Here is a 22,421-nt window from a genome sequence, read left to right on the forward strand (position 1 = left end):
TTGTATGTCCTACAAATAAGATAGCACATTTTGTTGAAGTTTCTTTATATTTTATTTTATCTAGCACAACAAGTTAAATTATCATTTTCATCATCGCTATTTACCATTTCTACCATTGTTATCTTCTCTGTCTGCTGTGAACTTGGCATTTTTTTAATATTAGCCAAGAATCGCGAATCAATACATATATCAACATCAGGAAATAAATCCTCCATGCTTATTCCTGACAGCTCTGAAAGAAATTTTGCCTGCGTACCTGTAAACTGATACTCATATTTACGACAGATTCTCCGATATTGTTTAGCTGAAATTCCCAAGTAACCTGCAAGTGTTTCCTGTGTCCAACCAGCCATTTTACGCCAGGATTCCACAAGCTTTCCAACATCTTCTTGAGTTCGCTTCCCACAGCCAGATGACATTATAACCACCTCCTTCTTGAACAGATTTTCTATATTGTTGCCTTATAAATAAAGACAATTATAGCCGGACGAAATGATTGACATTTCTATTCCGGCTATTCCATACATAAAATCCGTTCCAGAAAAAAGTAGTGCTTACGTTTTCAGACTTTTATCCTGTATTACCTTCACAAAATAATTTTCCTGCGTTTATCGTCAACACGTAGCTGCCTCCTGCCAAGTACTTTATCAGCAGAGACTTTCCCCCAACTACCGTTATCATTTCGTTGTTTACCGTTATATAATTTTCAAGTGTATCTTTTCTTGAAACAGTTACTCCTACAACGCTGATAACGATCTGGTCACTTGCTATCATACGCACCGTTTCTCTTATCGCATTTTTATCCATAGTAATTTCTCGCATTCTTTTCGTCTCTCCAGCCACTATACTTGCTGGAAATTGTTCTTATTTTACATATTTTTCATACAAATTTAATATATCTATTGCAAAAAAACCTTGACTGGTTTTTCTCCGCATGATATACTAATGCATGTTGTATTTGACAACTTTTTCTATATGTTCCTCAAAAAGAGGAAAAGAGAATCTGGGTTGAAGGTTCAGATCTAAAGTTACTCAATAGAAGGGCATTCATATTTGAGCCGCAACTAATGTTATGTACAACATGATATAGTACCGATAAAAGCCGACACCAATCCTATTATTTCCAAGTGCCAATTGGATATAGACCAGTAGGATGATGTCGATTTTGTCTGTCTAAGCGTTTTTAGATCTACTCTCGTGCCAAGGGAGTAGGTCTTTTACATTATAGCATTGCTACCATTTATTGTCAATATGCACTATAACCAATGTGTTATGGTGTCTTTTTTTGTGCAAATTGCATTATTTTACATGTCTATTCATTAACAACGCATATCCTTTCTTTTACATTATTTTTTTGTGCAATATTTTGCAATTTTATTATTTTCTTTTCTAAGCACATATGGTATCATATATTTAACCAATAAATGTCACTTTCTCAGAAAGGAGTCCTACCTTATGAACAATCAAGAAATTCTTCGCAAAATCGTCAATTACATTGAGAATGTTATGAAGGAAAAATCTTTAACCTCTCGTGATCTGGCTGATATTTGCGTCAAGAAAACCGGGAAAATGTCTCCAAGAACTATCGACAACATGTTTAAAACCCCTTCCTCTACAACTTTATCCACTTTGTTAAAGGTCTGTGATGGATTAGACTTAAACCTCAACGCTGTATTTCATTCTATTGAAATCGCAAAAACGTCAGCAGAAAATGGACAGCAACGGTTCATCTTCGACATCGAGCATCCAGCATATAATGGCTACACTGGAAATTATCATGTATTCTTTCTTCCAACCTCTGCTTATCCAGAAGATCATTCAGGTCAAACACTGGTTCATGGAACACTTCGTCTGGGAGATTTTAATTCTATGCATGAATGCTCCGCTATACTTGACATTGATTCTGGCGATTTTACAAATGAAGGTACCCCATTTTCTAAGCACTATGAGGGAACTTTAGTTTATTCATCTAACAGCCAAATGTTCTGCAGACTTGTTTGTAGCAAATATGGAGATATGTGGTTCATGGTTTTTAACCACGGCAATCTCAATAACAAAGAACTTGCCTGCGTTATCGGCTGTGCTGCAACTGCCTCATCCGGGCGTTATCGTCATCCTGCGATACACCGATTCTGTTTGTGCAATATGCAGCAATATCCAGAAATTGATTCCGATACCCGTACACTCATCGAAGGGCTTCTTCGGATACAGGAAAAGCATATCTGGATAAAAAAGAAAACTTTAAACGAACTTCTTCTTCATAATAATTTTGATCCAGACTTTCGACGAAACCTTGAAAATTACTTAAATATTGCCACTGAGTACTATGCACTGCCAAAAAATACATTGAAGGAAGACATTCCTCTTTCTACCTCAGTAAAAGAACTTGCCAAATTATGTAATGAATCAAATCTGGAAAAGACCTTCCACATCTTGAACGAAGATGATCGGGAACTGTCATGTATTTTAAAGAGTTGCCTTGCAGCTCCTCCAGCACCAGCGACTCCATCAGAAGCAGAATAACAAAAAAGGAGCCAGGAACATCCACTTCTATGTGTAAATGTTTCTGACTCCTATTAGTCCTTCGCTTAATACCAATTTATTAAACGGTCACGATATTCTTTTTTACTTCATATACAGTTAAAGTTCCGTCTTTCTTGCGTCTCACTTCCGCATTATTCCCCCGATCTGTAATCGCACTGATTACAGCCATCAAATACAATGCTCTCTCTGTCTGTCCCACTAAATCTGTACTTTTTTGTTCACAAATCTTTTTCAAATCTGATCTCATCTCCAGTCCTCCAAGCAATATAATATCACTCAAACGGATAAGGGAAAGAAAACCGCTGATGAGTTTCTGATAAGCCATCCCGAAACAGTACTTAACTGTTGCTTACCATATAGATTCTATCCAAAGGATCAGTGCTGACCTCCTGTTTCCTCCTGACATTTATGATTATACTATCAGAACATATGTTCGTCAATCCCTAATTTTATTTTTCATAAAAAAATTGATTATCATGCTTCCGATCATACAACCAAGTCCATTATGAATCATATCATCCCATTCAAATAATCCACGCATAAATACCAACTGGCTTGTTTCTATTACCGCTGATACCAGAACTCCAAACAATAATGCTCGATACCATTTCACTTTATGATTTGCAATTATCGGTAATAATGCTCCGGCCGGAAGCAGCAATATACAGTTCAATAAATTTTCTTTTAGCAATTCCCAGTCTTTGTATTTAAAAATTGCCTTCCATGACCAGAACGGTACCAATTCATACTGGCGAACAGTACTTGTCCTAGTAAATACCGTAGATCCAAACACAATTCCAAGAAATATTACCATCATCACAACAGCCATTGCCTGCATTGTATTAATCTTTTTTCTACATACACATCCTGCTACCACAATAACTGTCAAAAGCAGCAATACGCTGAATGCCAATATCTCATATTTTGACCACTTTTTATTATACGTTGTCCATATCTGGTAAATATCCATTCTATTCCCTTTCAGTTTTGATCAGATCAAACCGTAAAAATATCGGGTACAGATAACTCGCTCCAAAAACCTTTAATTTCTTCGGTCCGTTTACATTTCTCTTCATCTCCATCGTTTCTTTCAGAGCAATATTTACACTGCTTCTGGTTATTGATTTCTTTTTCCGGTCAATCAGGATTTCATTTCCATTGACCGTATAACGAAATCTTAATCCCTTTACAGTCGTAAAAGAATAGCCTGAAAACAATTTTAACGTCTCCCATAAATGATTTTCCAGTAATTCATATGATTTACCGATGCAGCAATGCAGTTTTTCAACAGCCTGTTTTCTTTTCCGGTACACTCTACACCTCTCTGCATACAGGCTTAATTCATCCGCATTGTATATCATTTTTGTATACGGCAAATAGGAATGAACCGAAGATCTGCTCAAACCAGTCTCCTGCATAATCTCTGAAATATTTTTTCCATTTTCTCTTAATGAAATAACCTGCTCACTAAGCTCAGTATGATACACACCCGCCGTAATTAATATTTTACGTGTCTTCATTAAGGTAATGCTGAACTGCTCTGATATTTGCCGTAATGAATTTGCTGATCCATCGCCTGCTCCAGACATATATGCTTCAGCAATACAGTTCGTAAACTGTTCCATTATCTTTTCCGAATTATATTCTGGTTTCCTTTTTGGTCTTCCCATTTCTGTTCACTTTGCTCCGTCGATACTTTTTATAATTATTCTTCTCTCGTTCATATTCATCCCAGGCATCTACCGCCTCTATGCCAGCCATCCATAATATCAAAGTGTCAGCTCGAAAAGCCAGCCCTAATTGCTTTATTATAATTGCTTCTGGTAACAGAGATAGTATAAAAATCATCAATAGCATCATTGCTTTAAAAAATTTTATAAAATCTCTACGCATACGTTTCCTCAAAAAAGAATATATCAGAACATAAAATATGATTACTCCTGCTTTAATCCAGACCTTCATTCGTTCTCCTTTTTTCGTGTCAATCCAATCATTCGATAACCAAACGAGGGGTACAGAGTAATCTCCCCTCGCCCTCGTTTCTCCCCATGAGAAAGGGAGATAGACTATTATATTACCGTTACTACAAAATATGTAAAAAACCAGTACCAATTTTTGATTTCTTATATATTTTCTGTCATGATTCATTAGTAATATCAATTTCAATCGAATTTCCCCAACGATCCCTTGCCTTTATCAACAATGTGCCACTAATAAATGAAAATTCCTGAAATTTATTAGAATATTCTAAATAATAGTCTCTCTCAAATTGTGCATCCCCTTCTATATATACATGTGCATCATTTGTACTTATCTCTGGAATTATATTTAATATTCTATTATATTGGTTCTTTCCACAGGAAGAAATTAATACACGTGCTCTATGCATATATTTGTTTTCTTCTCTGTAATACATATAATCGCAAATTGCTTCCTGTGAATCTGCCTGATCTGCAAGGCTCTTGAATCTTGCCATATTCCTTATTCCTCCCATTAATCTTCCAATGCAGCACACTCTAGGCATTTACCATTAAAATCATTGTAAACTGATAGTGGTTTCCCGCATTCCGAGCATGTCGTATATGCTTCCGGATCTGGTTCCGGTTCGTATTGATAATCTTTATACACTACTTCTGAAAGATCACCTTCTTCTATTTCCGCACTTGCATAATCGTCATCTTCTTCATAGTCAATCAATAAATCAGCCTCTCGGCATACAAGCACACTAATTTCACCTTTCACCTCATGATAAAATGGTTCAGATAATATTACAGCTTTTGTATCTTCATCTCTGCCCCAATAATCATGAGAATACCCTGACAAGCATACCGAATAATTTAACCTGTAATATATTGTGTTTCCATCCCTTGATTCAATTTCATATCCTAAAAACTCACAATCTTCTAAATCCCAAGATTCAATTCCTTCAGTTCCTACATATGTTACCGTGTCATTCACGTACTGAGTACCTGAGAAAATAAGATCATCTAAAATATCATCAAAGACTTTTTCCTGAATATGCGATATGTAACTCTTATCCGTAAGATTCATTGCCAGCCCAATCGCATCAGCTTTTTCTATATTATAACTATTTGCAACTGCTGTGTAAAAATCTGATGATATAAATGGTATCAATTTTAGCGATTCCAGCTGAGTTCCCTGATTCTGATTTGCCCTAATTTTTGTTTCCTTTTCAAACTCTGTAATCAACTCGCCTCGAAACAGATACTGTCCCTTCTCATCAATCGTCCACCAGTCTTCTTTCACGTCATCCGTTACAAGGACAATATTTTTTCTACTTTTTCTTGCATACTGAATGACTTCTTTCCACCAGATTAAATCACTATATTTTCTAATCCCGTCTTTTTTCTTTGCGTCCTTATATCCTGGAGGATTTTCTTTTTTATAACGTTTTTCGCCATCATCACATATACCATAGATTTCAGAGAGTTCCAGTGGAGCCATAATCTGTTGATTATTTTGTAATTCATCTAAAAAATCTTCAGGTAAATCAGAATTCCATGTATCATTTATCAGAGTAAGAACACTATGCTCATCAAAATAATCATCCAATAAAGAGGTTGCCTTATCATAACAAGCTCCAACAGAATTAAGTAATTCGTCAATTTCTGGAAAATTTCTTTTTTCCAATACAGCAATCGCATTCAAGACTTTCTTTTTATGATTCTCTATCATGGTTAGATTATCACTTATAGAATTTTTTATAGAAAGCTGTCTGTCTTTATACAGCTTTCTATTATGCCTTGAAAATTCTAATGCTACAACATATGGTATTCGAATAAAACTCTTTATTTTTTCTAAACATTTCAATGCAAAATCAGCATAGTCCGGAGAAAGTCGATATAATCCAAGCAATACATTCGTATCAACAACAATCAAATAGTCCTGTTCTATTAATTCATTTATCTTAACAAGTGGATTACTTTTCATATACCAACTCAACCTCCATCCAATTCATTTGCATTTTTTAGTCTCGACCATATAAGTCTCTTGTATAAACTTTATCTTTCACATCATCCAAACAACTGTCATATCTATTTGCAATAATTGCCTGACTCTGTTCCTTAAATTTCTCCAAATCATTTACAACCTTGCTACCAAAGAAAGTACTTCCATCTTCCAGTGTTGGTTCATAAATGATAACAGAAGCTCCTTTCGCTTTGATTCGTTTCATAACTCCCTGTATTGAGGACTGACGGAAATTATCTGAATTAGATTTCATAGTAAGACGATATACGCCAACCACAACTTCTTTCTCCAGAGTAGCATCATAAGTATTCTCGTCCTCATATGCATAATACCCAGCTTTCTGAAGAACCCGATCTGCAATAAAGTCTTTTCTGGTTCTGTTAGACTCAACGATTGCAGACATCATGTTCTGCGGAACATCTTCATAGTTTGCCAAAAGCTGCTTTGTGTCTTTCGGTAAGCAATATCCACCATATCCAAATGACGGATTGTTATAATGAGAACCGATTCTAGGATCAAGGCACACACCATTAATGATCTGCTGTGTATTAAGTCCTTTCATCTCTGCATAAGTATCCAGTTCATTAAAATAAGAAACTCTGAGTGCCAAATATGTATTCGCAAATAATTTTACTGCCTCTGCTTCTGTGAATCCCATAATCAGAGTATCAATATTCTCTTTAATAGCCCCTTCCTGCAGTAATCCAGCAAATGTATTCGCAGCCTTTACAAGTCTAGCATTTTCAATATCTGTTCCTACAATAATTCTTGATGGATACAGATTGTCGTATAGTGCCTTTGACTCACGTAAAAATTCCGGGCTAAAGATAATATTATCACAGTGGAATTTTTCTCTGATACTTGCAGTATAGCCTACCGGAATGGTTGATTTAATCACCATAATTGCATCCGGATTATATTCTATAACCAACTTTATTACGGCTTCTACTGCTGACGTGTCAAAGAAATTTTTCTTACTATCATAATTTGTTGGAGCTGCAATTACAACAAAATCTGCATCTTTATATGCTTCTTCTGCATCTAACGTAGCTGTCAGATTCAATTCTTTTTCCTTTAAATATTTCTCAATATATTCATCCTGAATAGGACTGATTCTTTTATTAATCTTCTCAACTTTCTCTGGAACAATATCTACTGCCATTACCTCGTGATTTTGAGATAATAATGTAGCAATAGAAAGTCCTACATATCCTGTTCCTGCAACTGCAATTTTCATATCGAATCTCCTTTTTCTACAAATTCATTTTGTTCATAATTGACTCTTTTATATCTTTTCTAAAGCAAAGAATATACAAACCTGTCAATATACAATATATGAGTCCTCCCACTATCAGTTCTAATCCCAATTCAATTAACGATGCTTTTCCCATCATATCAACATATTTAATACCTAGCATCATTAAAAATCCAATCAAAATAAATGGAATCAGCTCTTTTAATATTTCTGTTGCCTTAACAAATTTCCGACAAATAACCATTTGTACTAGTAATCCAAAGATTTCTGCTGATACAGAACCAACCACTGCACCATAAACACCTATAATTGGAATTAAAAGTACACTTAAAATCAAATTAATAACTGCATTAAATATTATGCAAATGTTAAATTGCTTATCCATATGGTTAGGTATCATATATTGTGTTCTTATAATATCGCCTGCTCCTACAATATAAACAAGCGGTGCCATATATGCCATTATTTTTCCACATATTTTGAACGATTCACCATAATATACTATAGAGAATGTATCCGCAATCCCCATCAACCCAAATAAAGAAGCCATACCCAAAAATGAAGTAATAAAATACGAATATTTAATATATTTTTTTTGACCAGCAACATTACCTTCAGCAGCCAACCTACATGCTCTTGGAAACATAACTGTTCCAGTTACTCCTATTATAGTTTTGGGTACATTTACAATTTTGTTTGAATATTCATAAAAAGCAACATTCTCTTTTGTGCTCATTATTCCTAACAATGTTTTATCAAACACTGTATACATAAATGATGCGATTACAGATATTGAGAAAACAAGTAACGGTTTTATATGTTTCCTAACATCTTCTTTTGTAAACTTAATCGGTCTAACAGCTTTCACAGCTTGCGGAATCATAATTGCCTGACCAATTAATATACTAGTTGCATTTATAAATGCATATATTCCCAAATCATTCGGCTGTTTCACAAATATAAACACACAAATACATTCAAATATTTTTATTAATGCATTTTTTATTACGACACTCTTAAAATTCTCAAGTCCATAAAACAACCAAGTAATATCAAATATTGCCGATGCCACATATAACAGTTCAATAGTAAATATAGTTTTATTATCTTTTATAAAAAAAACTACGAATGCCAAGTATATCAATAAAGAAATTATAGATACTATAATATGAACTGTGAACAAACTCCAAAATGATTTTCTTAGTTTTATATCGTCATTCGCATTTTCTGAAATAATGCGCTGTCCATGCCTTGCTATTCCAAGCATAGACATAGCAACAAAATATGCCGCTATAGAATTTGCATATGAAAAAACTCCCAGTGCTGTTTCTCTAAGGGCTCGTGATAAATAAGGTGCTAAAACGAGTGGAATTACCAATATCAATATTTGATACGCATATTGGAAAAAAAAATTTTGCGAAATACTCTGTTTACGAATCATTTTATTTTTTCCTCTCTTGATCTATTGGAAGTTTCCAATAATCCCCAAGAACTTTATCGTATTTTTCTGGAACTATTGGATCTAAACCACTTCCATTTGTAAATGTCATTTCGCCAAAATATATTTTACCATCTACATTATACAGATCCACTCTAACATGTGAAAATCCTTTTGATAAAATTGTCGCTATCTCAACCATCTTGTCAAAGTTTTTAGGTTTTGGAATCTCATGACTTGCAATTCCATATGTTGCTTGAGTCCATGGTTGTAATTCCCATTTCATATTAAATACCGTTCTAGTATGTTTTGAAAAACGTCCTAAATCAACCCAACAAAAATATGGTTTCCCATCAAAACATAAAAATTTATAATCTTGTAATTCCCCCAAATCAGTTTCTAAATATTTTTCAGCAATAATCTTTCGTGGGATTTTTCTATAATGTAACTGTAAACTATTCGTAAAAGCATAGTCAATTTTCATCCAGTCATCAAACATTCTTTTCGTTCTTTTTATATTAAGTTTTTCTTTATCTTTTACAATTAAATTTGTTCCAGTTCCATGATTAGTTTTTAAAACAAATTGATCCGGTAATGAATTAAAATCTATATCATCAAAAGAATCCCATACTCCTATCAGTGGAATCAAGTAGTCATTTCCAATTTTATTTTCAATCCACTCTCTGACACGATATTTATCCGCCAATACTGTTTTCATTGGATTTTTATCATATATTTTTTCCCATTGCATTTTTTCTGTATAAGTTTGTAAATTGTCCCAATCTAAACTATGACCTAAAACTTTTAGATATTCATTTTCTATCAATTCAGCATATTCATCTTCTGGTACATTTTCCATTTTTTTTATTTTTTTTAATATCTTCATCCGCTGAGTATGCTGATAAAAATCATATAATCCTGGAAACTGCTTTTTTAATGTATCAAACAAATTATTTCCCTCCTCGTCTATCTTTATATCTAATTTGCAACGATTTCTGTTTCTTCAATAAAATTATTTCTACAAATCGCCAACAATAACCATAAAACTGCATCGAAAAAATAGGATTCTGCAAGTCCATTAATAAGCAAACATATTAAAATAGTTACAAACAAATATGCCTCTTTGTATATTTTACAAACTCCGTAAATATTTTTTAATGATTTTTTTATACTCCAAATTAATATAAGTAATCCCATAATTCCTAATTCACCGAAAGCTTCCAAAAAAGTATTATGAGAATGTGCATAATCCCATCCAATCAACGACATAATAACTTGACGACTACACTCATGACCTGGTCCGTATCCTATTTTCCAATATCCATTTTTTATTATATATGGAATTAGTGATTCATAAATTAAGCTTCTACGTGAACCACCTGATGCTATAATTTCTGCAACACTAAACCTGCTTGTATCAAGACCAGTCAAAATAAGCACAAGATACATACCTCCTAACGCCACAGTACCTGCAATAGCTAATTTAAACATGGTTCCTGTTAATCGCCCGTTTTTTTTGGCATAAATAATTACCACAATTGCACTTGCCAAAGCAAAAGCCAACAAAGCACCTCTTGAGCCACTTAAAAGAGCTAGCATAACAACTATTGCACACAAAACTAAATTTTTTCTCATTTGGGCTTTATTAAGAAAAGCAGTCATTAATAATATACACCCTAACTGTGCACATGACATTCCAAATGTATTTGTATTCACACTATTTGCTATTGTTAATCTTCCATCAATCAAAGATCCTTTTATTAATACGCTCAAAAGATACCCAACAACCATAATACTGGCTGTTTTAGGCAACATTTCACAAATCACAGATATTTTCAATCTTATAAAATTACCAACTACCACTGATAATAACAGCAAATATAATAACCTAAATAATCCGTTAAAATAATGAAATGGCGATTCTATGTAAGACCAACAAGCTAATACACCTAACATAATTATTAGTATTAAATTATTAGCATTGAACTCCAACTTTCCTTTATATAAGAATAAAACTCTTGCCATAATCAATATCAGCAATATTGTATATATACTAAATATTTCTTCATATGCTCCAGTAAAATAATAAGATATTGTTGACAACAATAATGATATTACAACAAAATGTTCAATTGAGTTTATAAATGGTAATGCCAAAACAAAATATAGTATAAACATTACTATGTTGAAATCTGAAATAAAAAGCGAAATTAAAAGAATCATTATAACATATATATAAGACCACCAATCCATAAAGTGTTTACTTCCAATTTTCATCACTCAATTTCCTCCTGAATGTTCTATTAATCAATACTACTTACATATAAAATGTTTTTAATAGAACATTCTATACAACCGATACGACAATCTATCATCAAATAATTACTGCAATCTACGAAAAGCATCTAAACCACCATTTTTTTCAATAATTATTTTAATATGCATAATTAATATTGCCAGATTGATATGTCGCTTTTTTAGTAATGTAAATATAATTTTCTGATAACGACCTAACGATAAAGGCATAAGAACTTTTAATACTTGTGATCGTTCAATTTGTTTTCTAATCCATTTTAGACGATTTCTACTACTTAATTTCATCTTAGGTGAATAAGACAGCTCAAAAGCTTTAATCATATTGCAAATATATTCATGTTCTACAATTTCCTTAGTCTTTCTATCTTTCTCATTCCAAGTTAATATTGTTTCTTTTCTTGTCTGATACAACCCAATTACAGCATCCACATAATCAACCGGATACTTATCCCATTCTTTTTTCAAATCATTTAAATAATGATTGTATAAAATCGCTTTAATAAAATGAATATTTTTCACATAGCACATATAGCGACTTATAAAACCTTCATCTTGGTGTCGTCTTAAAGAGGGGTATCTTATAGAATGTTTTCTAATTACATTCAAGTCAAAAAATTTATTCCACGGTGCACCTTGAATACCATATCTTCTTGTTGAAACCACATAATCTGAATAATCTTGGCGCACATCTTCACCATTTCTTTTCATATCCGGATATTGTTTTTTCAATACTACATTCCCTTTAGCATCAATACTTTGATAACCAAATACAACTAAGTCATATCTCCCATTTTCCATTGCATCGACTAAAATGCCAATCGCATCTTCTTCTAATTTGTCATCAGCATCAGGAAAATAAATATATCGACCAGTTGCTTTTTCAATTCCTGTATTTCGTGCCGGCCCAGACCCTCTATTCTCTGTATGATATACTTGAATTCTACTATCTCTCTTTTGTAATTTATAGCATACTTCAAGACTATTATCCCTTGATCCATCATCTACTAATACTATTTCAATATTATAATATTTTTGCTTCAGTAATGAATCAACACAAACTTCTAGGCTGTTTCCCATATTATATACAGGTACAACAATGCTCACTAATTCTTCTATCATCACTTTTCTTTCCTTTTTATAAATTTCCAATCTTCTTTACATTTAGCAGCACTAAGCGCTTCTTTACGTTTCATAGATTGATTTCCCTTGCATTTAAGCTCATCCCAAGTACCAATTTTTCTTGCCGGATTTCCACCTATAATTATATTTTCTTCACCAAAACTATTACATACTACACTACCACTAGCAACTATAATATTATTAGCTAATGTGCAGCCATACATTATCGTAGAATTTTGACCTAAAAAACAATTATCCCCAATTGAAATATATCCAAACAAGTTAACATATTGTGGCGAAATCTTCGATATACTATTGTCATGTGTTACAAATGTAACATTTCCAGATATAGTAACATTTTCGCCTATCCTAACTAAATATGGTTCAGATGTCATTATATTACAGCAAATGTTGCACCCCCCCCGATCTCCATACCTACTTTTCTAAAATATTTATTAATTACTTCTTTATCATTTCTCTTTATTTTAAATTTGACTTTTGCTAGTAAATATCCAAATTCTTTCATGATTTTTCCGCCTTATTCCTTATTCTATATATTTAGCAGGAACTCCTACTATTGTTTTTCCTTCTTGATAAAAATCTTTATTTACAACCGCATTTGCTCCTATTTTTATTCCATTTGCTATTCTAATTTTCCCAAAAATTTTAGCTCCAGGTCCAATATAGACATTATTTCCTATTTGCGGTGAACCTGTTCCTATATTAACGCATACATGCAAACGACAATTCTCTCCTATTTTTGCTTCATGATTAACAACAATAGTGCCAATATGTGAAATACTTAATCCTTTCTCAAAGCAATTAAGTCCGATTGAAAATCCACACATTAATCCCAATATATTCCATATCGATTTACAATATGTGCCTGCTATTTTATGAAGCACCCCCCCGATACATTATTATAATATTCACTTTTTCGCAAATATATCTCATATCGCCATACAATATCTCTTATTTTGGGTTTTTTATATTCATATCCTAAGTGAATTCGATCAGCTTCCATATATTCTCGTAAATCTGCTTTTGATTGAATCATAAATACCTCCCGATAATTTCAATTATTCAAACTTATCTTTTACAAATCTGGACAATCTTCAAAATAGTTTTTTTCAATGCTAATCTACACGCTTTTGGACTTTTTAATATTGCTTTACAATACATTATCCCCTGAATCTTGTCTCCATTTTTTAAACATACATATCCCAATTCATATTTATGCATTGCATAAATACATTTTCGGTCTTTATCACTAAGTGAATCCATTATTGGTTTTATAGATTTAAAAAACGCTTTTTTGTATTGAATTAATTTATGAGCATCTGGTCTGTTCTGAGTATCTGAAACATCTACACAATGCAAATATTGATTTACTTCTTTTAATTTATATTTTGATGTAAAGTCTACTAAAAGCTGCAAATCTTGATGTCTCAACAAGTTTTCATCGAAATATCTAGTTGTATCAAAATAGTCATGTCTCATAAGCAATGTGCCAGTTGCAACATCTGACATAAGATTTAATATATCTTTATAAATATATCCGTCTCTATATTTCTTTGTTTTTCCTATAACATTTCCATTCTGATCATACAATGTAAACTTACATGACACCGCTCCCCAACTATCATCAAGAGACTTTAGTTCTTTTACCTGTTCTTCCAGTTTATTCAGTTCCCACCAGTCATCATCATCCAAAAAAGCAATATACTGTCCTCTTGCCTGGCGAATACCTACATTTCTTGCAACTGCGCCATTAATATGTTTATCCTGAAGAATCAGATGGAATCTTTCATCATTCGAATATTTCTCTACTCTTTTTTTCAACAATTCCGTATATTCATCAAATGGCTCATTATCATTTACTAGTAACAATTCTAAATTTTTATATGTCTGATTCAATACACTGTCTATTGCTCTGAGTAATTTTTCTGAGCGCTTGTAAGTCGGCATAATAACACTGACAAGACCTTCTACATACTTCATGATACTTTTTTCCTCGCAAATGTTCTAAATACCCAACCTCTTAGCTTGTTAGGCATCAATTTTTGAATAATCAACCTCTTAGTTACATTTTTTATATATGTCGAATGATTAATCATCTTATTCTTCAGCATATAATCCTGAAGTCCTTTTTCACTCTCAAAATACTTTGAACCTCCTCGTCGTTGATACATTTCTTCACCGACCCGAACATTCACAAGCACGCTTCCTGTATTTGCGAATACTGCTCCATTTAACCACATTCTTATCCATAGATAATAATCTTCATTCCAAAACCAATCTTGGTATCCGCCAGCACTTTCCACTGCTTTCTTTTTATACATGACTGAAACATGATTCATAGCACAACGTGTTTTCATATATTCTCTTATAGATTCGTTAGATAATGGAACAGATCTTTTCCCAACAATATTATTTTCTTCTCCGATAAATTCTGTTATATCTCCTCCCACAATATCTATCTCAGGATTTATTTCAAAATATTTTAATTGTTCTTCAAATCGTGTAGAAACAGACACATCATCGCTGTCCATTCGAGCAATTAGTTCATGAGTTGCATTTTCAACTGCGATTTTTAACGCATTTCCCAAGCCACCATTTTGTTCTAATCGTATAACATTAAATACTTCATACTTTTTTTCATATTTATTAATAACATTATTTATCTCGTTACTTACCGGGCCATCCACAACTAATACAATTTCATTTGGTTTAATCGTTTGCTCATCAGTAATACTACTAAGTGCTCTATCAAAAAAATCGGGATTATCACTTTTATATACTGACATAGCCACGGAAAAAGGTACATGATGATTTCTATCTACTTTAACATCTTCTTTAACATCACTTTCCTGATTTAAAATTTTCTTTGCTTTCATTTGTTTATTATTGTAATCTTCTTGACTCACCTTTCCATTATTCAATAAATAGTCACCAAAGTCTTCTGCTGTTGCCATATCTCCATCTGTAATTCCCTCCTGCTTAATAAAAGCAGTTTTTACAGTTTTTAAGATAATACCTAAATCTTCTAACAATGACACATTTTCTATGTACTTCAAATCCCAGTCCAATTTATCTTCCCACTTAATTGCATTTCTTCCATTCACCTGCGCCAATCCACTCAACCCTGGTTTTGCAGTGTGACGCATACGTTGTTCCTTTGTCATAAACGTAAGATCTCTGACCAGTTGTGGACGCGGACCACAAACCGAAAGTGTCCCATTTAAAATATTAAAAGTCTCTGGAAGTTCATCAAGACTTGTACTTCTAAGCCACTTGCCAAATGAGGTTAACCGCACCTCATCTGGCAAAAGCTCTCCATTTTCGTCTCTTTCGTCTGTCATAGTACGAAATTTATACATTTTAAAAATAGTTTCTTTGCCATCTTCTCCAATCAGACCTGGACGGTCCTGAGTAAACAATACCGGACTTCCAAGTTTGAATCTGACAAGAATTGCAACACCTATATATAATGGACTAAAACATATAATCGCTGCTGATGCACAAACAATATCTATTGCTCTTTTAACGTATTTCTCATAAAATCCCATTTCACGTGTCGGAATTGCTTCTATGCTTTCAGCTTTATAAGAGGTTTTTTCCGCTTTTTTCTTCATAATCCAAGTCACTACCGCTGTTCCAGCAACAATAGATGATGCTATAATTCCAACTACTTTTTTCTTTGACACTATAATCTCTCCCACAATATATTTCTACTCAAAACAAGCTCTAATCACTTCAATAATTCTATCCTGCTGCTCCGCAGTCATTTTATTATCACTTGGCAGACATAATCCTCTTGCAAAAATATCCATTCCTACATCAGCTGCACCACCAGCAATATACGCATTTGATCTTGCACGTCCATTACCATCTCTGACAACAAATGGATTTAAACGATAAATTGGCTGCATATGCATTGGTTTCCAAATCGGTCTGCCCTCTGCATTAATAGATGCAATTGCCTCCAGAATTTCAGTCGGACACGTTTTTCCGGCTTCTTTGACATAGCAGACATCCTGCTCTCCACGAACCTGTTTGCACATTGCATCTTCATCAACAATCAAGCAGGAAAGCCAGTAGTTTGGTTCTGAATTTTCCAGATCAATTGGGTTCATGGATACTGGCAAATCTTTTAATCCTTCTTTATATCTTTCGTAGATTGCTTTTTTCTGTGCAATATGTTCATCCAGATAAGGAAACTGTCCACGAACAACACCAGCAACCACATTACTCATCCGATAGTTGTATCCCAGTTCTTCATGCTGATACCATGCAGCATTTTCTCTCGCCTGAGTTGACCACTTACGAACCTTATTTGCTGCTTCTTCATCATCTGTCAGGAAGCATCCACCAGCACTACCAGTAATAATCTTGTTTCCATTAAAGGAAATCGTATTATACTTTCCAAATGTGCCAGTCTGTACTCCCTTATATGTAGCTCCCATAGATTCTGCAGCATCTTCTACCAGAATTGCATTATGTTTCTTGATAACGGCATTTAATTCGTCTACTTTTCCTGGTGTTCCATAAAGGTGAGCAACTACTACTACCTACGTATCCGGATAAATTTCAAATGCTTTTTCAAGTGCCACCGGGTCCATATTCCATGTGTCATATTCCGTGTCAATGAATACCGGTTCACCGCCCTCGTAAACAACAGGATTTACAGTGGCATCAAAAGTCATATCTGAACAAAAAACTTTCTTTCCTTCCAATGCACCATGTCCAACTTTTGGCATACCATATGCTTCAATACCAGCTAATTTCATAGCAAGATGCAATGATGCTGTTCCGGCAGATAATGCAACTGCATGTTTGCATCCAATATATTCACATGCCATTCTTTCAACTTCGTTGATATTTTTTCCAACTGTGGACATCCAGTTTGTTTCATACGCTTCTTTCACATATTCAATTTCCGGACCATGCATAGTCGGACTGCTCAACCAAACCTTTGATTCAAATTTTTCAAAATTATTGTTCTCTTTAAACATATGTAATTACCTCTTTTATATCGCTCCATGTTGTGGTTATTCTTTATGCAATCTCTTTGTTTACCTCTTCTGGTGTCTTAAATGTTGGTACAACACTTCGGAGAGCTTCTTTTGCAATCAAATCATCACCTGTATCACAGGCATCTCTAAGAACTTTGATTTTTTTATAAATCTCTTCTTTATTTAAAGCTGTATCTCTTTCAATAAAAATCATACTATTATCCGTTTTATCCAGTTCCTCTGTCTTAACCAAAAGCTCCTCATACAGCTTCTCGCCCGGTCTTAATCCCGTTTCAATAATTTCAATTCCCTGTACACCAGACAGACGAATCATATTCTCTGCCAGATCCATAATCTTTACTGGCTGTCCCATGTCAAGAACAAACAGCTCTCCATTATTGGCAATCGCACCACTCTGAAGAACAAGCTGTGATGCTTCTGGAATTGTCATAAAATATCTGATGATTCGTTTATCTGTAACTGTAACCGGTCCCCCATTAGCAATCTGGCGTTTAAATAATGGAATAACCGATCCGGCACTGCCAAGTACATTTCCAAAACGAGTCGCACTGTATCTTACTTTTCCATGAGTACTTGCGCTTTGAACGATCATCTCGCACATTCTCTTAGTTGCACCCATTACGTTTGTCGGATTAACCGCTTTATCCGTGGATACCATCATAAAGCGTTCCGCACCATACTCCTCACAAAGCTCCACCAGATTCTGTGTACCAAATACATTGTTGTAAATGGCTTCTACACAGTTATGCTCCATCAATGGGACATGCTTGTGAGCGGCTGCATTGATAATGATCTGTGGATGATATTTTTCAAATACTCTTTCAAGAGCTTTTCTATGAGTGATGGAACAAATTTCAATCTGCAAATCCAGCTTATTTCCATATGCGATCTTCAATTCCTGCTGAACATCATATGCACCATTTTCATAAATATCTAAGATAATGATCTTCTTCGGATTCATCTTGGCCAACTGTCTGCACAGTTCTGACCCAATAGAACCGCCACCACCTGTGATCAGTACGACTTTATCTTTGTAATATGCATTGGTACGCTCATCCGAAACAACTAAAGGTTTTCTAAATAAAAGCTCCTCAATATCAAATTCTCGAAGATGACGTTTTCCTCCTGCCGCATACATAGTCGGATAATCATATACTTTTAATTTGTATCCCGCATTCTTGTAATACTCATAAAGAGTTTTCTTCTTTGCTGCATCCATTGATGGGATTGCAAAAATGATTTCCTGTACTTCAAATTCGCCTAACTTCTTAAAAGTTGCTTCCGTTTCAGACCAAACCGGAATGCCATGTATATCTCGTCCAACTTTTTCCTTATTAATATCAATAAAACATCTTGGTACATACGCTGCTTCTGAATTGTTCAAAAGTTCTTCTGCCAAACTCACACCAACTCGTCCAGCACCAATAATTGCAACTTTGATCTTCTGCACTTCTTTTTCATTTCCAGCTTCAATACCAGAAAATACATGCAATAATATAGAAAGAATTTTTCCTCTTGTTGTCTCCTGGTTTCCACATTTGTATGCATAGCGATACATCATGCGAAGCGCCAATGCTCCTAATAAATTCAAGCTAACCAATGAAAGTAATCTTGCAAATGTAATTTTTTGAACTGGAAGTAGGAGTTCCAGACATAGATACGCCACAAAAGCGATAGAGTCAGTAAACAGCAAGCGGATATAGCACTGAATCCCACCATATCTCCATACTTGCCCGTAAATTTTACCTATTAGACGTGCTGTGAAAATACACAAAACAGAAAGACCTACTTGTTGAAAGATCCCAACAGTTGATAATTTATCCATTCCTCCATATAACACCAGGAGTATAACTGCTACTAATGCATATACAATCAAATCATACCCGACAAGCGTCCAGCGTATGTTTGGCGTGTTATTTTGTTTTGCCTGTTTCATATCCATCTTTGTTTCATTTGTACTATTCATCGTGTACCCCCCCCCACGAAAATCAGGGCGGTTTCATCCTTCCTATAATTATTGAACCTTATCATTCCTTTGTTAATGACGTAAACAGAACACTTCCTTGTTCTGTGCTTGTGTTCATTGCAACCATACTTGTTGATTTCACAATTGTTCCTGATTTTAATGTGCAACTATCTCCAATAAAACAATATGGTTCTACCACCACATTGGCACCAATGACCGTTGCCTGCCCAATAGTACTTCCACAGCCGACAACAGCCCTTGGCTCAACAATACAGCCAGGCATTAAATTAGCTGATGGGGAAATAGTAGAATCCATATGAAATAAAACTGGAATATTGTAAAGTGCCTCCAACTTTTTATTCCACTCAAGTCTTTCTGTTCCATCGTCACATGCAGCTATTGCACAGTTATATTCCGGATAAAAACTTTCCACATCCTCCAGTTTTCCAATAGCTCCTTCTCTGTCATTATCTACAAAGGAGATTTCCTCAAAGCAACCCATTGACTCTGCTATCTCTTTTACATAATCTCCATATCTTTTAGAGGCTACAATTAATAATTTTCTTCCCATTTTCAACACACTCCTCATAATTATTTGTTTTTATCAGGTAAGTTCTATAACACGACGACTAGCCTGTGAATGTTCTTATTAAAAAGATCATTCGCAGGCTAGGTCAAACCTCCTTATCATAATTTTTCAGCTTATAGTGTGGGTCAAAATAAGCATCCAAGAAACCATTCACTTTTCGCAGTTTCGCAACTTACTCGACACAACCATACAGAAAAATTATCATAACAAAATTCGACTAAGCCAGCGAAACCCTTGCAAAATCAAGGTTTTTCTTGGTTGTTCCTATTATACCGCTATCTCCAATAAAAATATCCCATATCTGCGGAAGTTCATCCAGTGAATGTGCACGAAGGAACTTCCCAACTTTTGTGATATACTGATCAGGATTATCCAGCATATGCGTAGGGACATCATGTGGTGTGGACATTTTCATGGATCTGAACTTATGGAGTTTAAAATACTTTTTGTTCTGGCCCATTCTCTTCTGTGTGAACAAAACCGGACCCGGATCATCAATTTTGATTGCCAGACTGATTCCTAACAGAAGTGGACTGAGCACAACCAAACCGCCGAAGCTCAGTACAATATCAATTCCTCGTTTTATGTACTTTTCATAGAATCCCATTCGATAGTCGCTGTTTCCAACTGCCTCAAGATGTCCTCTCGCACCATCTGCATTTTCAGGTTCATCTTCATTTTCAACAAAAATAACTTTTTTACCTTCCAGAGAGTTTTTCTGGTCAGGTTCGTTTTCGAACTTTGACTCTGCAGATTTTTTCTTTCCTACAATACTTGTCACTACAAATGCTGTTCCAAGAACTCCTGCTGAAACTTTAATAAATTTCTCTATTTTTTTCTTATTCATTTTTAGGCTCCTAATAGAACAATTAATTATTATATGCTTCTTTCAGTTCAATCGGCTGGCCGTCCGGATCTTTTGTAAATGTAAATCTTCTGCCAAACCAGTCTGTCCGGATCGGTTCACAATCCATGAGTTTTGCCATTTCATCAAGATCGGTCACTGTAAATGCGATATGCCTTAATCCGATGGCTTCTGGATTCGAAACTCTGGCAGGATGATTTTTGTCTATAAAAATCTCCAGAACTACAGATGAATTTATAGTATTTCCTGTACATTCCATAAACACTACCGTATCATATGCCCGGGTAAAACGTCTGGTTTCAACAAAGCCGAATTTTTTATAAAATTCCAGATTATTTTCATTTGAAATAATGATTGCAATATGATCTAATCCCTGTATCATCTCATACCTCGATAATTATTACACAACTGCTGTTTTCTTTAACTCCTGTCCACTCTGTCTGGTATTCGCCATCTCTTTAGATTTTTCTGCAGTGCGGTTTACTTCTTCCGGTCTTCTAAACGTCGGAACAGCTTTTCTCAAGGCTTCGCGTACCACATCATCATCTTCTGTCTCACATGCTGCTTTTAACTCTTCAAGTTTCACATCAATGTCATGCTCGCACAGTGGTGTATCACGCTCGATAAAGATCATGCTGTTTGGTGTCTTATCAAGTTCTTCTGTTTTTACAAGAAGTTCTTCGTATAATTTTTCTCCAGGGCGAAGACCTGTTTCGATAATGTCAATTCCCTGTACTCCTGACAGACGGATCATGTTCTCTGCAAGATCCAAGATCTTGATCGGTTTACCCATATCCAGCACGAACAATTCCCCATTCTGAGCCATAGCGCCACTCTGGAGCACCAGTTGAGAAGCTTCCGGGATTGTCATAAAGTAGCGGATAATTCTCTTGTCAGTAAGCGTGATCGGACCGCCATTGGCAATCTGACGTTTGAATAACGGGATAACTGATCCTGCACTTCCAAGTACATTTCCAAAACGGGTCGCACTGTATTTTACTTTACCATGTGTACTTGCACTCAGGACGATCATTTCACACATTCGTTTGGTCGCTCCCATAACGTTGGTTGGGTTAACGGCTTTATCCGTGGATACCATCATGAAACGCTCTGCATTGTGTTTCTCGCACATTTCTACGATCACTCTGGTGCCGAAGACATTGTTTTCGATTGCTTCAATGCAGTTATGCTCCATCAGTGGTACATGCTTATGGGCTGCTGCATTGATCACGATCTGTGGATGGTACTGCTCAAATACACGCTCCATTGCTCTGCGGTTTGTGATAGAAGCAATTTCAGATCG

24 protein-coding genes and 1 pseudogene are annotated in these 22,421 nt (G+C 34.7%); 1 reads left to right on the forward strand and 24 read right to left on the reverse strand.

Features of this window, described 5'->3' with window-relative positions; genetic code table 11:
• Nucleotides 1-56 precede the first annotated feature (56 nt).
• Both WMO75_RS14435 and WMO75_RS14440 read right to left on the reverse strand, forming a co-directional pair.
• Nucleotides 57-419, reverse strand: a complete 363-nt coding sequence (locus tag WMO75_RS14435; protein WP_349078283.1) for a helix-turn-helix domain-containing protein — start codon at nucleotides 417-419, stop codon at nucleotides 57-59.
• Between the two features lie 151 nt (nucleotides 420-570).
• Nucleotides 571-822 carry a hypothetical protein gene (locus tag WMO75_RS14440; protein WP_118062444.1) on the reverse strand — a complete coding sequence of 84 codons (252 nt, stop codon included), beginning with the start codon at nucleotides 820-822 and terminating at the stop codon, nucleotides 571-573.
• 633 nt (nucleotides 823-1,455) lie between these two features.
• On the opposite strand from WMO75_RS14440, the gene WMO75_RS14445 reads away from it, so the two are divergent.
• Nucleotides 1,456-2,523 (forward strand): helix-turn-helix domain-containing protein, encoded by a 1,068-nt coding sequence (locus WMO75_RS14445; protein ID WP_118062445.1) that lies wholly within the window; start codon nucleotides 1,456-1,458, stop codon nucleotides 2,521-2,523.
• Nucleotides 2,524-2,602: 79 nt separating this feature from the next.
• On the opposite strand, the gene WMO75_RS14450 is transcribed toward WMO75_RS14445, so the two are convergent.
• The 22 genes and pseudogenes from WMO75_RS14450 to WMO75_RS14555 all read right to left on the reverse strand — a co-directional run.
• On the reverse strand, nucleotides 2,603-2,791 hold the full coding sequence (locus WMO75_RS14450) for a hypothetical protein (RefSeq protein WP_118743823.1): 189 nt from the start codon (nucleotides 2,789-2,791) through the stop codon (nucleotides 2,603-2,605).
• A gap of 189 nt (nucleotides 2,792-2,980) precedes the next feature.
• Nucleotides 2,981-3,514 (reverse strand): VanZ family protein, encoded by a 534-nt coding sequence (locus WMO75_RS14455; protein WP_349078286.1) that lies wholly within the window; start codon nucleotides 3,512-3,514, stop codon nucleotides 2,981-2,983.
• Nucleotide 3,515: 1 nt separating this feature from the next.
• Nucleotides 3,516-3,857 carry a hypothetical protein gene (locus WMO75_RS14460; RefSeq protein WP_349078288.1) on the reverse strand — a complete coding sequence of 114 codons (342 nt, stop codon included), beginning with the start codon at nucleotides 3,855-3,857 and terminating at the stop codon, nucleotides 3,516-3,518.
• A 325-nt stretch (nucleotides 3,858-4,182) separates the two neighbouring features.
• Nucleotides 4,183-4,506 carry a hypothetical protein gene (locus WMO75_RS14465; RefSeq protein WP_101884379.1) on the reverse strand — a complete coding sequence of 108 codons (324 nt, stop codon included), beginning with the start codon at nucleotides 4,504-4,506 and terminating at the stop codon, nucleotides 4,183-4,185.
• A 175-nt stretch (nucleotides 4,507-4,681) separates the two neighbouring features.
• Nucleotides 4,682-5,020: a hypothetical protein gene (locus tag WMO75_RS14470; protein ID WP_118749526.1), complete on the reverse strand. Its 339-nt coding sequence runs from the start codon at nucleotides 5,018-5,020 to the stop codon at nucleotides 4,682-4,684.
• 17 nt (nucleotides 5,021-5,037) lie between these two features.
• Nucleotides 5,038-6,495: a PIN-like domain-containing protein gene (locus WMO75_RS14475; protein WP_195678658.1), complete on the reverse strand. Its 1,458-nt coding sequence runs from the start codon at nucleotides 6,493-6,495 to the stop codon at nucleotides 5,038-5,040.
• A 37-nt stretch (nucleotides 6,496-6,532) separates the two neighbouring features.
• On the reverse strand, nucleotides 6,533-7,771 hold the full coding sequence (locus tag WMO75_RS14480) for a nucleotide sugar dehydrogenase (RefSeq protein ID WP_349078290.1): 1,239 nt from the start codon (nucleotides 7,769-7,771) through the stop codon (nucleotides 6,533-6,535).
• Between the two features lie 16 nt (nucleotides 7,772-7,787).
• Entirely contained in the window at nucleotides 7,788-9,230 is a 1,443-nt protein-coding gene (locus tag WMO75_RS14485; RefSeq protein ID WP_117739385.1) for an oligosaccharide flippase family protein, read from the reverse strand.
• Between the two features lies 1 nt (nucleotide 9,231).
• Nucleotides 9,232-10,176 (reverse strand): ATP-grasp fold amidoligase family protein, encoded by a 945-nt coding sequence (locus WMO75_RS14490; protein ID WP_117739386.1) that lies wholly within the window; start codon nucleotides 10,174-10,176, stop codon nucleotides 9,232-9,234.
• A 29-nt stretch (nucleotides 10,177-10,205) separates the two neighbouring features.
• Nucleotides 10,206-11,504 (reverse strand): O-antigen ligase family protein, encoded by a 1,299-nt coding sequence (locus tag WMO75_RS14495; RefSeq protein ID WP_117739387.1) that lies wholly within the window; start codon nucleotides 11,502-11,504, stop codon nucleotides 10,206-10,208.
• Between the two features lie 105 nt (nucleotides 11,505-11,609).
• A complete protein-coding gene (locus WMO75_RS14500) occupies nucleotides 11,610-12,662 on the reverse strand; it encodes a glycosyltransferase family 2 protein (protein ID WP_349078294.1) in 1,053 nt (350 codons plus the stop codon).
• Nucleotides 12,662-13,057 carry a DapH/DapD/GlmU-related protein gene (locus WMO75_RS14505; RefSeq protein ID WP_118626889.1) on the reverse strand — a complete coding sequence of 132 codons (396 nt, stop codon included), beginning with the start codon at nucleotides 13,055-13,057 and terminating at the stop codon, nucleotides 12,662-12,664. The genes WMO75_RS14500 and WMO75_RS14505 overlap by 1 nt, the downstream gene beginning before the upstream one ends.
• Nucleotides 13,057-13,188 (reverse strand): hypothetical protein, encoded by a 132-nt coding sequence (locus WMO75_RS14510; RefSeq protein WP_278728441.1) that lies wholly within the window; start codon nucleotides 13,186-13,188, stop codon nucleotides 13,057-13,059. Before WMO75_RS14510 ends, WMO75_RS14505 begins: the two co-directional genes overlap by 1 nt.
• A gap of 19 nt (nucleotides 13,189-13,207) precedes the next feature.
• The gene (locus WMO75_RS14515) at nucleotides 13,208-13,510 is read right to left on the reverse strand and encodes a serine O-acetyltransferase (RefSeq protein WP_207659000.1); all 303 of its coding nucleotides are present in this window, start codon (nucleotides 13,508-13,510) and stop codon (nucleotides 13,208-13,210) included.
• A gap of 241 nt (nucleotides 13,511-13,751) precedes the next feature.
• A complete protein-coding gene (locus tag WMO75_RS14520; protein ID WP_117739390.1) occupies nucleotides 13,752-14,663 on the reverse strand; it encodes a glycosyltransferase family 2 protein in 912 nt (303 codons plus the stop codon).
• Nucleotides 14,660-16,369 (reverse strand): sugar transferase, encoded by a 1,710-nt coding sequence (locus WMO75_RS14525; protein WP_117739391.1) that lies wholly within the window; start codon nucleotides 16,367-16,369, stop codon nucleotides 14,660-14,662. The genes WMO75_RS14520 and WMO75_RS14525 overlap by 4 nt, the downstream gene beginning before the upstream one ends.
• Before the next feature lie 24 nt (nucleotides 16,370-16,393).
• Nucleotides 16,394-17,677 (reverse strand): annotated as a pseudogene (locus tag WMO75_RS14530) (DegT/DnrJ/EryC1/StrS family aminotransferase).
• Nucleotides 17,678-17,720: 43 nt separating this feature from the next.
• Entirely contained in the window at nucleotides 17,721-19,664 is a 1,944-nt protein-coding gene (locus WMO75_RS14535) for a polysaccharide biosynthesis protein (RefSeq protein ID WP_118062460.1), read from the reverse strand.
• A 61-nt stretch (nucleotides 19,665-19,725) separates the two neighbouring features.
• On the reverse strand, nucleotides 19,726-20,235 hold the full coding sequence (locus tag WMO75_RS14540; RefSeq protein ID WP_158576599.1) for an LbetaH domain-containing protein: 510 nt from the start codon (nucleotides 20,233-20,235) through the stop codon (nucleotides 19,726-19,728).
• A gap of 235 nt (nucleotides 20,236-20,470) precedes the next feature.
• Complete coding sequence (locus WMO75_RS14545) at nucleotides 20,471-21,100, reverse strand: sugar transferase (RefSeq protein WP_349078298.1); 630 nt, start codon at nucleotides 21,098-21,100, stop codon at nucleotides 20,471-20,473.
• A gap of 22 nt (nucleotides 21,101-21,122) precedes the next feature.
• Nucleotides 21,123-21,500 (reverse strand): VOC family protein, encoded by a 378-nt coding sequence (locus WMO75_RS14550; RefSeq protein ID WP_349078300.1) that lies wholly within the window; start codon nucleotides 21,498-21,500, stop codon nucleotides 21,123-21,125.
• Nucleotides 21,501-21,518: 18 nt separating this feature from the next.
• Nucleotides 21,519-22,421: polysaccharide biosynthesis protein (locus tag WMO75_RS14555; protein WP_349078302.1), on the reverse strand; the 903-nt coding region annotated here is incomplete at its 5' end.

This window comes from Blautia intestinihominis (assembly GCF_040096655.1).
GTDB classification, from domain to species: domain Bacteria; phylum Bacillota; class Clostridia; order Lachnospirales; family Lachnospiraceae; genus Blautia_A; species Blautia_A intestinihominis.

Bases quoted from the DNA above. Each gene is read 5' to 3' on its own strand.
- WMO75_RS14435 (WP_349078283.1), bottom strand. From the start codon at position 419: ATGTCATCTGGCTGTGGGAAGCGAACTCAAGAAGATGTTGGAAAGCTT.
- WMO75_RS14440 (WP_118062444.1), bottom strand. From the start codon at position 822: ATGCGAGAAATTACTATGGATAAAAATGCGATAAGAGAAACGGTGCGT.
- WMO75_RS14445 (WP_118062445.1), top strand. From the start codon at position 1,456: ATGAACAATCAAGAAATTCTTCGCAAAATCGTCAATTACATTGAGAAT.
- WMO75_RS14450 (WP_118743823.1), bottom strand. From the start codon at position 2,791: ATGAGATCAGATTTGAAAAAGATTTGTGAACAAAAAAGTACAGATTTA.
- WMO75_RS14455 (WP_349078286.1), bottom strand. From the start codon at position 3,514: ATGGATATTTACCAGATATGGACAACGTATAATAAAAAGTGGTCAAAA.
- WMO75_RS14465 (WP_101884379.1), bottom strand. From the start codon at position 4,506: ATGAAGGTCTGGATTAAAGCAGGAGTAATCATATTTTATGTTCTGATA.
- WMO75_RS14470 (WP_118749526.1), bottom strand. From the start codon at position 5,020: ATGGCAAGATTCAAGAGCCTTGCAGATCAGGCAGATTCACAGGAAGCA.
- WMO75_RS14475 (WP_195678658.1), bottom strand. From the start codon at position 6,495: ATGAAAAGTAATCCACTTGTTAAGATAAATGAATTAATAGAACAGGAC.
- WMO75_RS14480 (WP_349078290.1), bottom strand. From the start codon at position 7,771: ATGAAAATTGCAGTTGCAGGAACAGGATATGTAGGACTTTCTATTGCT.
- WMO75_RS14485 (WP_117739385.1), bottom strand. From the start codon at position 9,230: ATGATTCGTAAACAGAGTATTTCGCAAAATTTTTTTTTCCAATATGCG.
- WMO75_RS14495 (WP_117739387.1), bottom strand. From the start codon at position 11,504: ATGAAAATTGGAAGTAAACACTTTATGGATTGGTGGTCTTATATATAT.
- WMO75_RS14500 (WP_349078294.1), bottom strand. From the start codon at position 12,662: ATGATAGAAGAATTAGTGAGCATTGTTGTACCTGTATATAATATGGGA.
- WMO75_RS14505 (WP_118626889.1), bottom strand. From the start codon at position 13,057: ATGACATCTGAACCATATTTAGTTAGGATAGGCGAAAATGTTACTATA.
- WMO75_RS14510 (WP_278728441.1), bottom strand. From the start codon at position 13,188: ATGAAAGAATTTGGATATTTACTAGCAAAAGTCAAATTTAAAATAAAG.
- WMO75_RS14515 (WP_207659000.1), bottom strand. From the start codon at position 13,510: ATGTGTGGATTTTCAATCGGACTTAATTGCTTTGAGAAAGGATTAAGT.
- WMO75_RS14520 (WP_117739390.1), bottom strand. From the start codon at position 14,663: ATGAAGTATGTAGAAGGTCTTGTCAGTGTTATTATGCCGACTTACAAG.
- WMO75_RS14535 (WP_118062460.1), bottom strand. From the start codon at position 19,664: ATGAATAGTACAAATGAAACAAAGATGGATATGAAACAGGCAAAACAA.
- WMO75_RS14540 (WP_158576599.1), bottom strand. From the start codon at position 20,235: ATGGGAAGAAAATTATTAATTGTAGCCTCTAAAAGATATGGAGATTAT.
- WMO75_RS14545 (WP_349078298.1), bottom strand. From the start codon at position 21,100: ATGAATAAGAAAAAAATAGAGAAATTTATTAAAGTTTCAGCAGGAGTT.
- WMO75_RS14550 (WP_349078300.1), bottom strand. From the start codon at position 21,500: ATGATACAGGGATTAGATCATATTGCAATCATTATTTCAAATGAAAAT.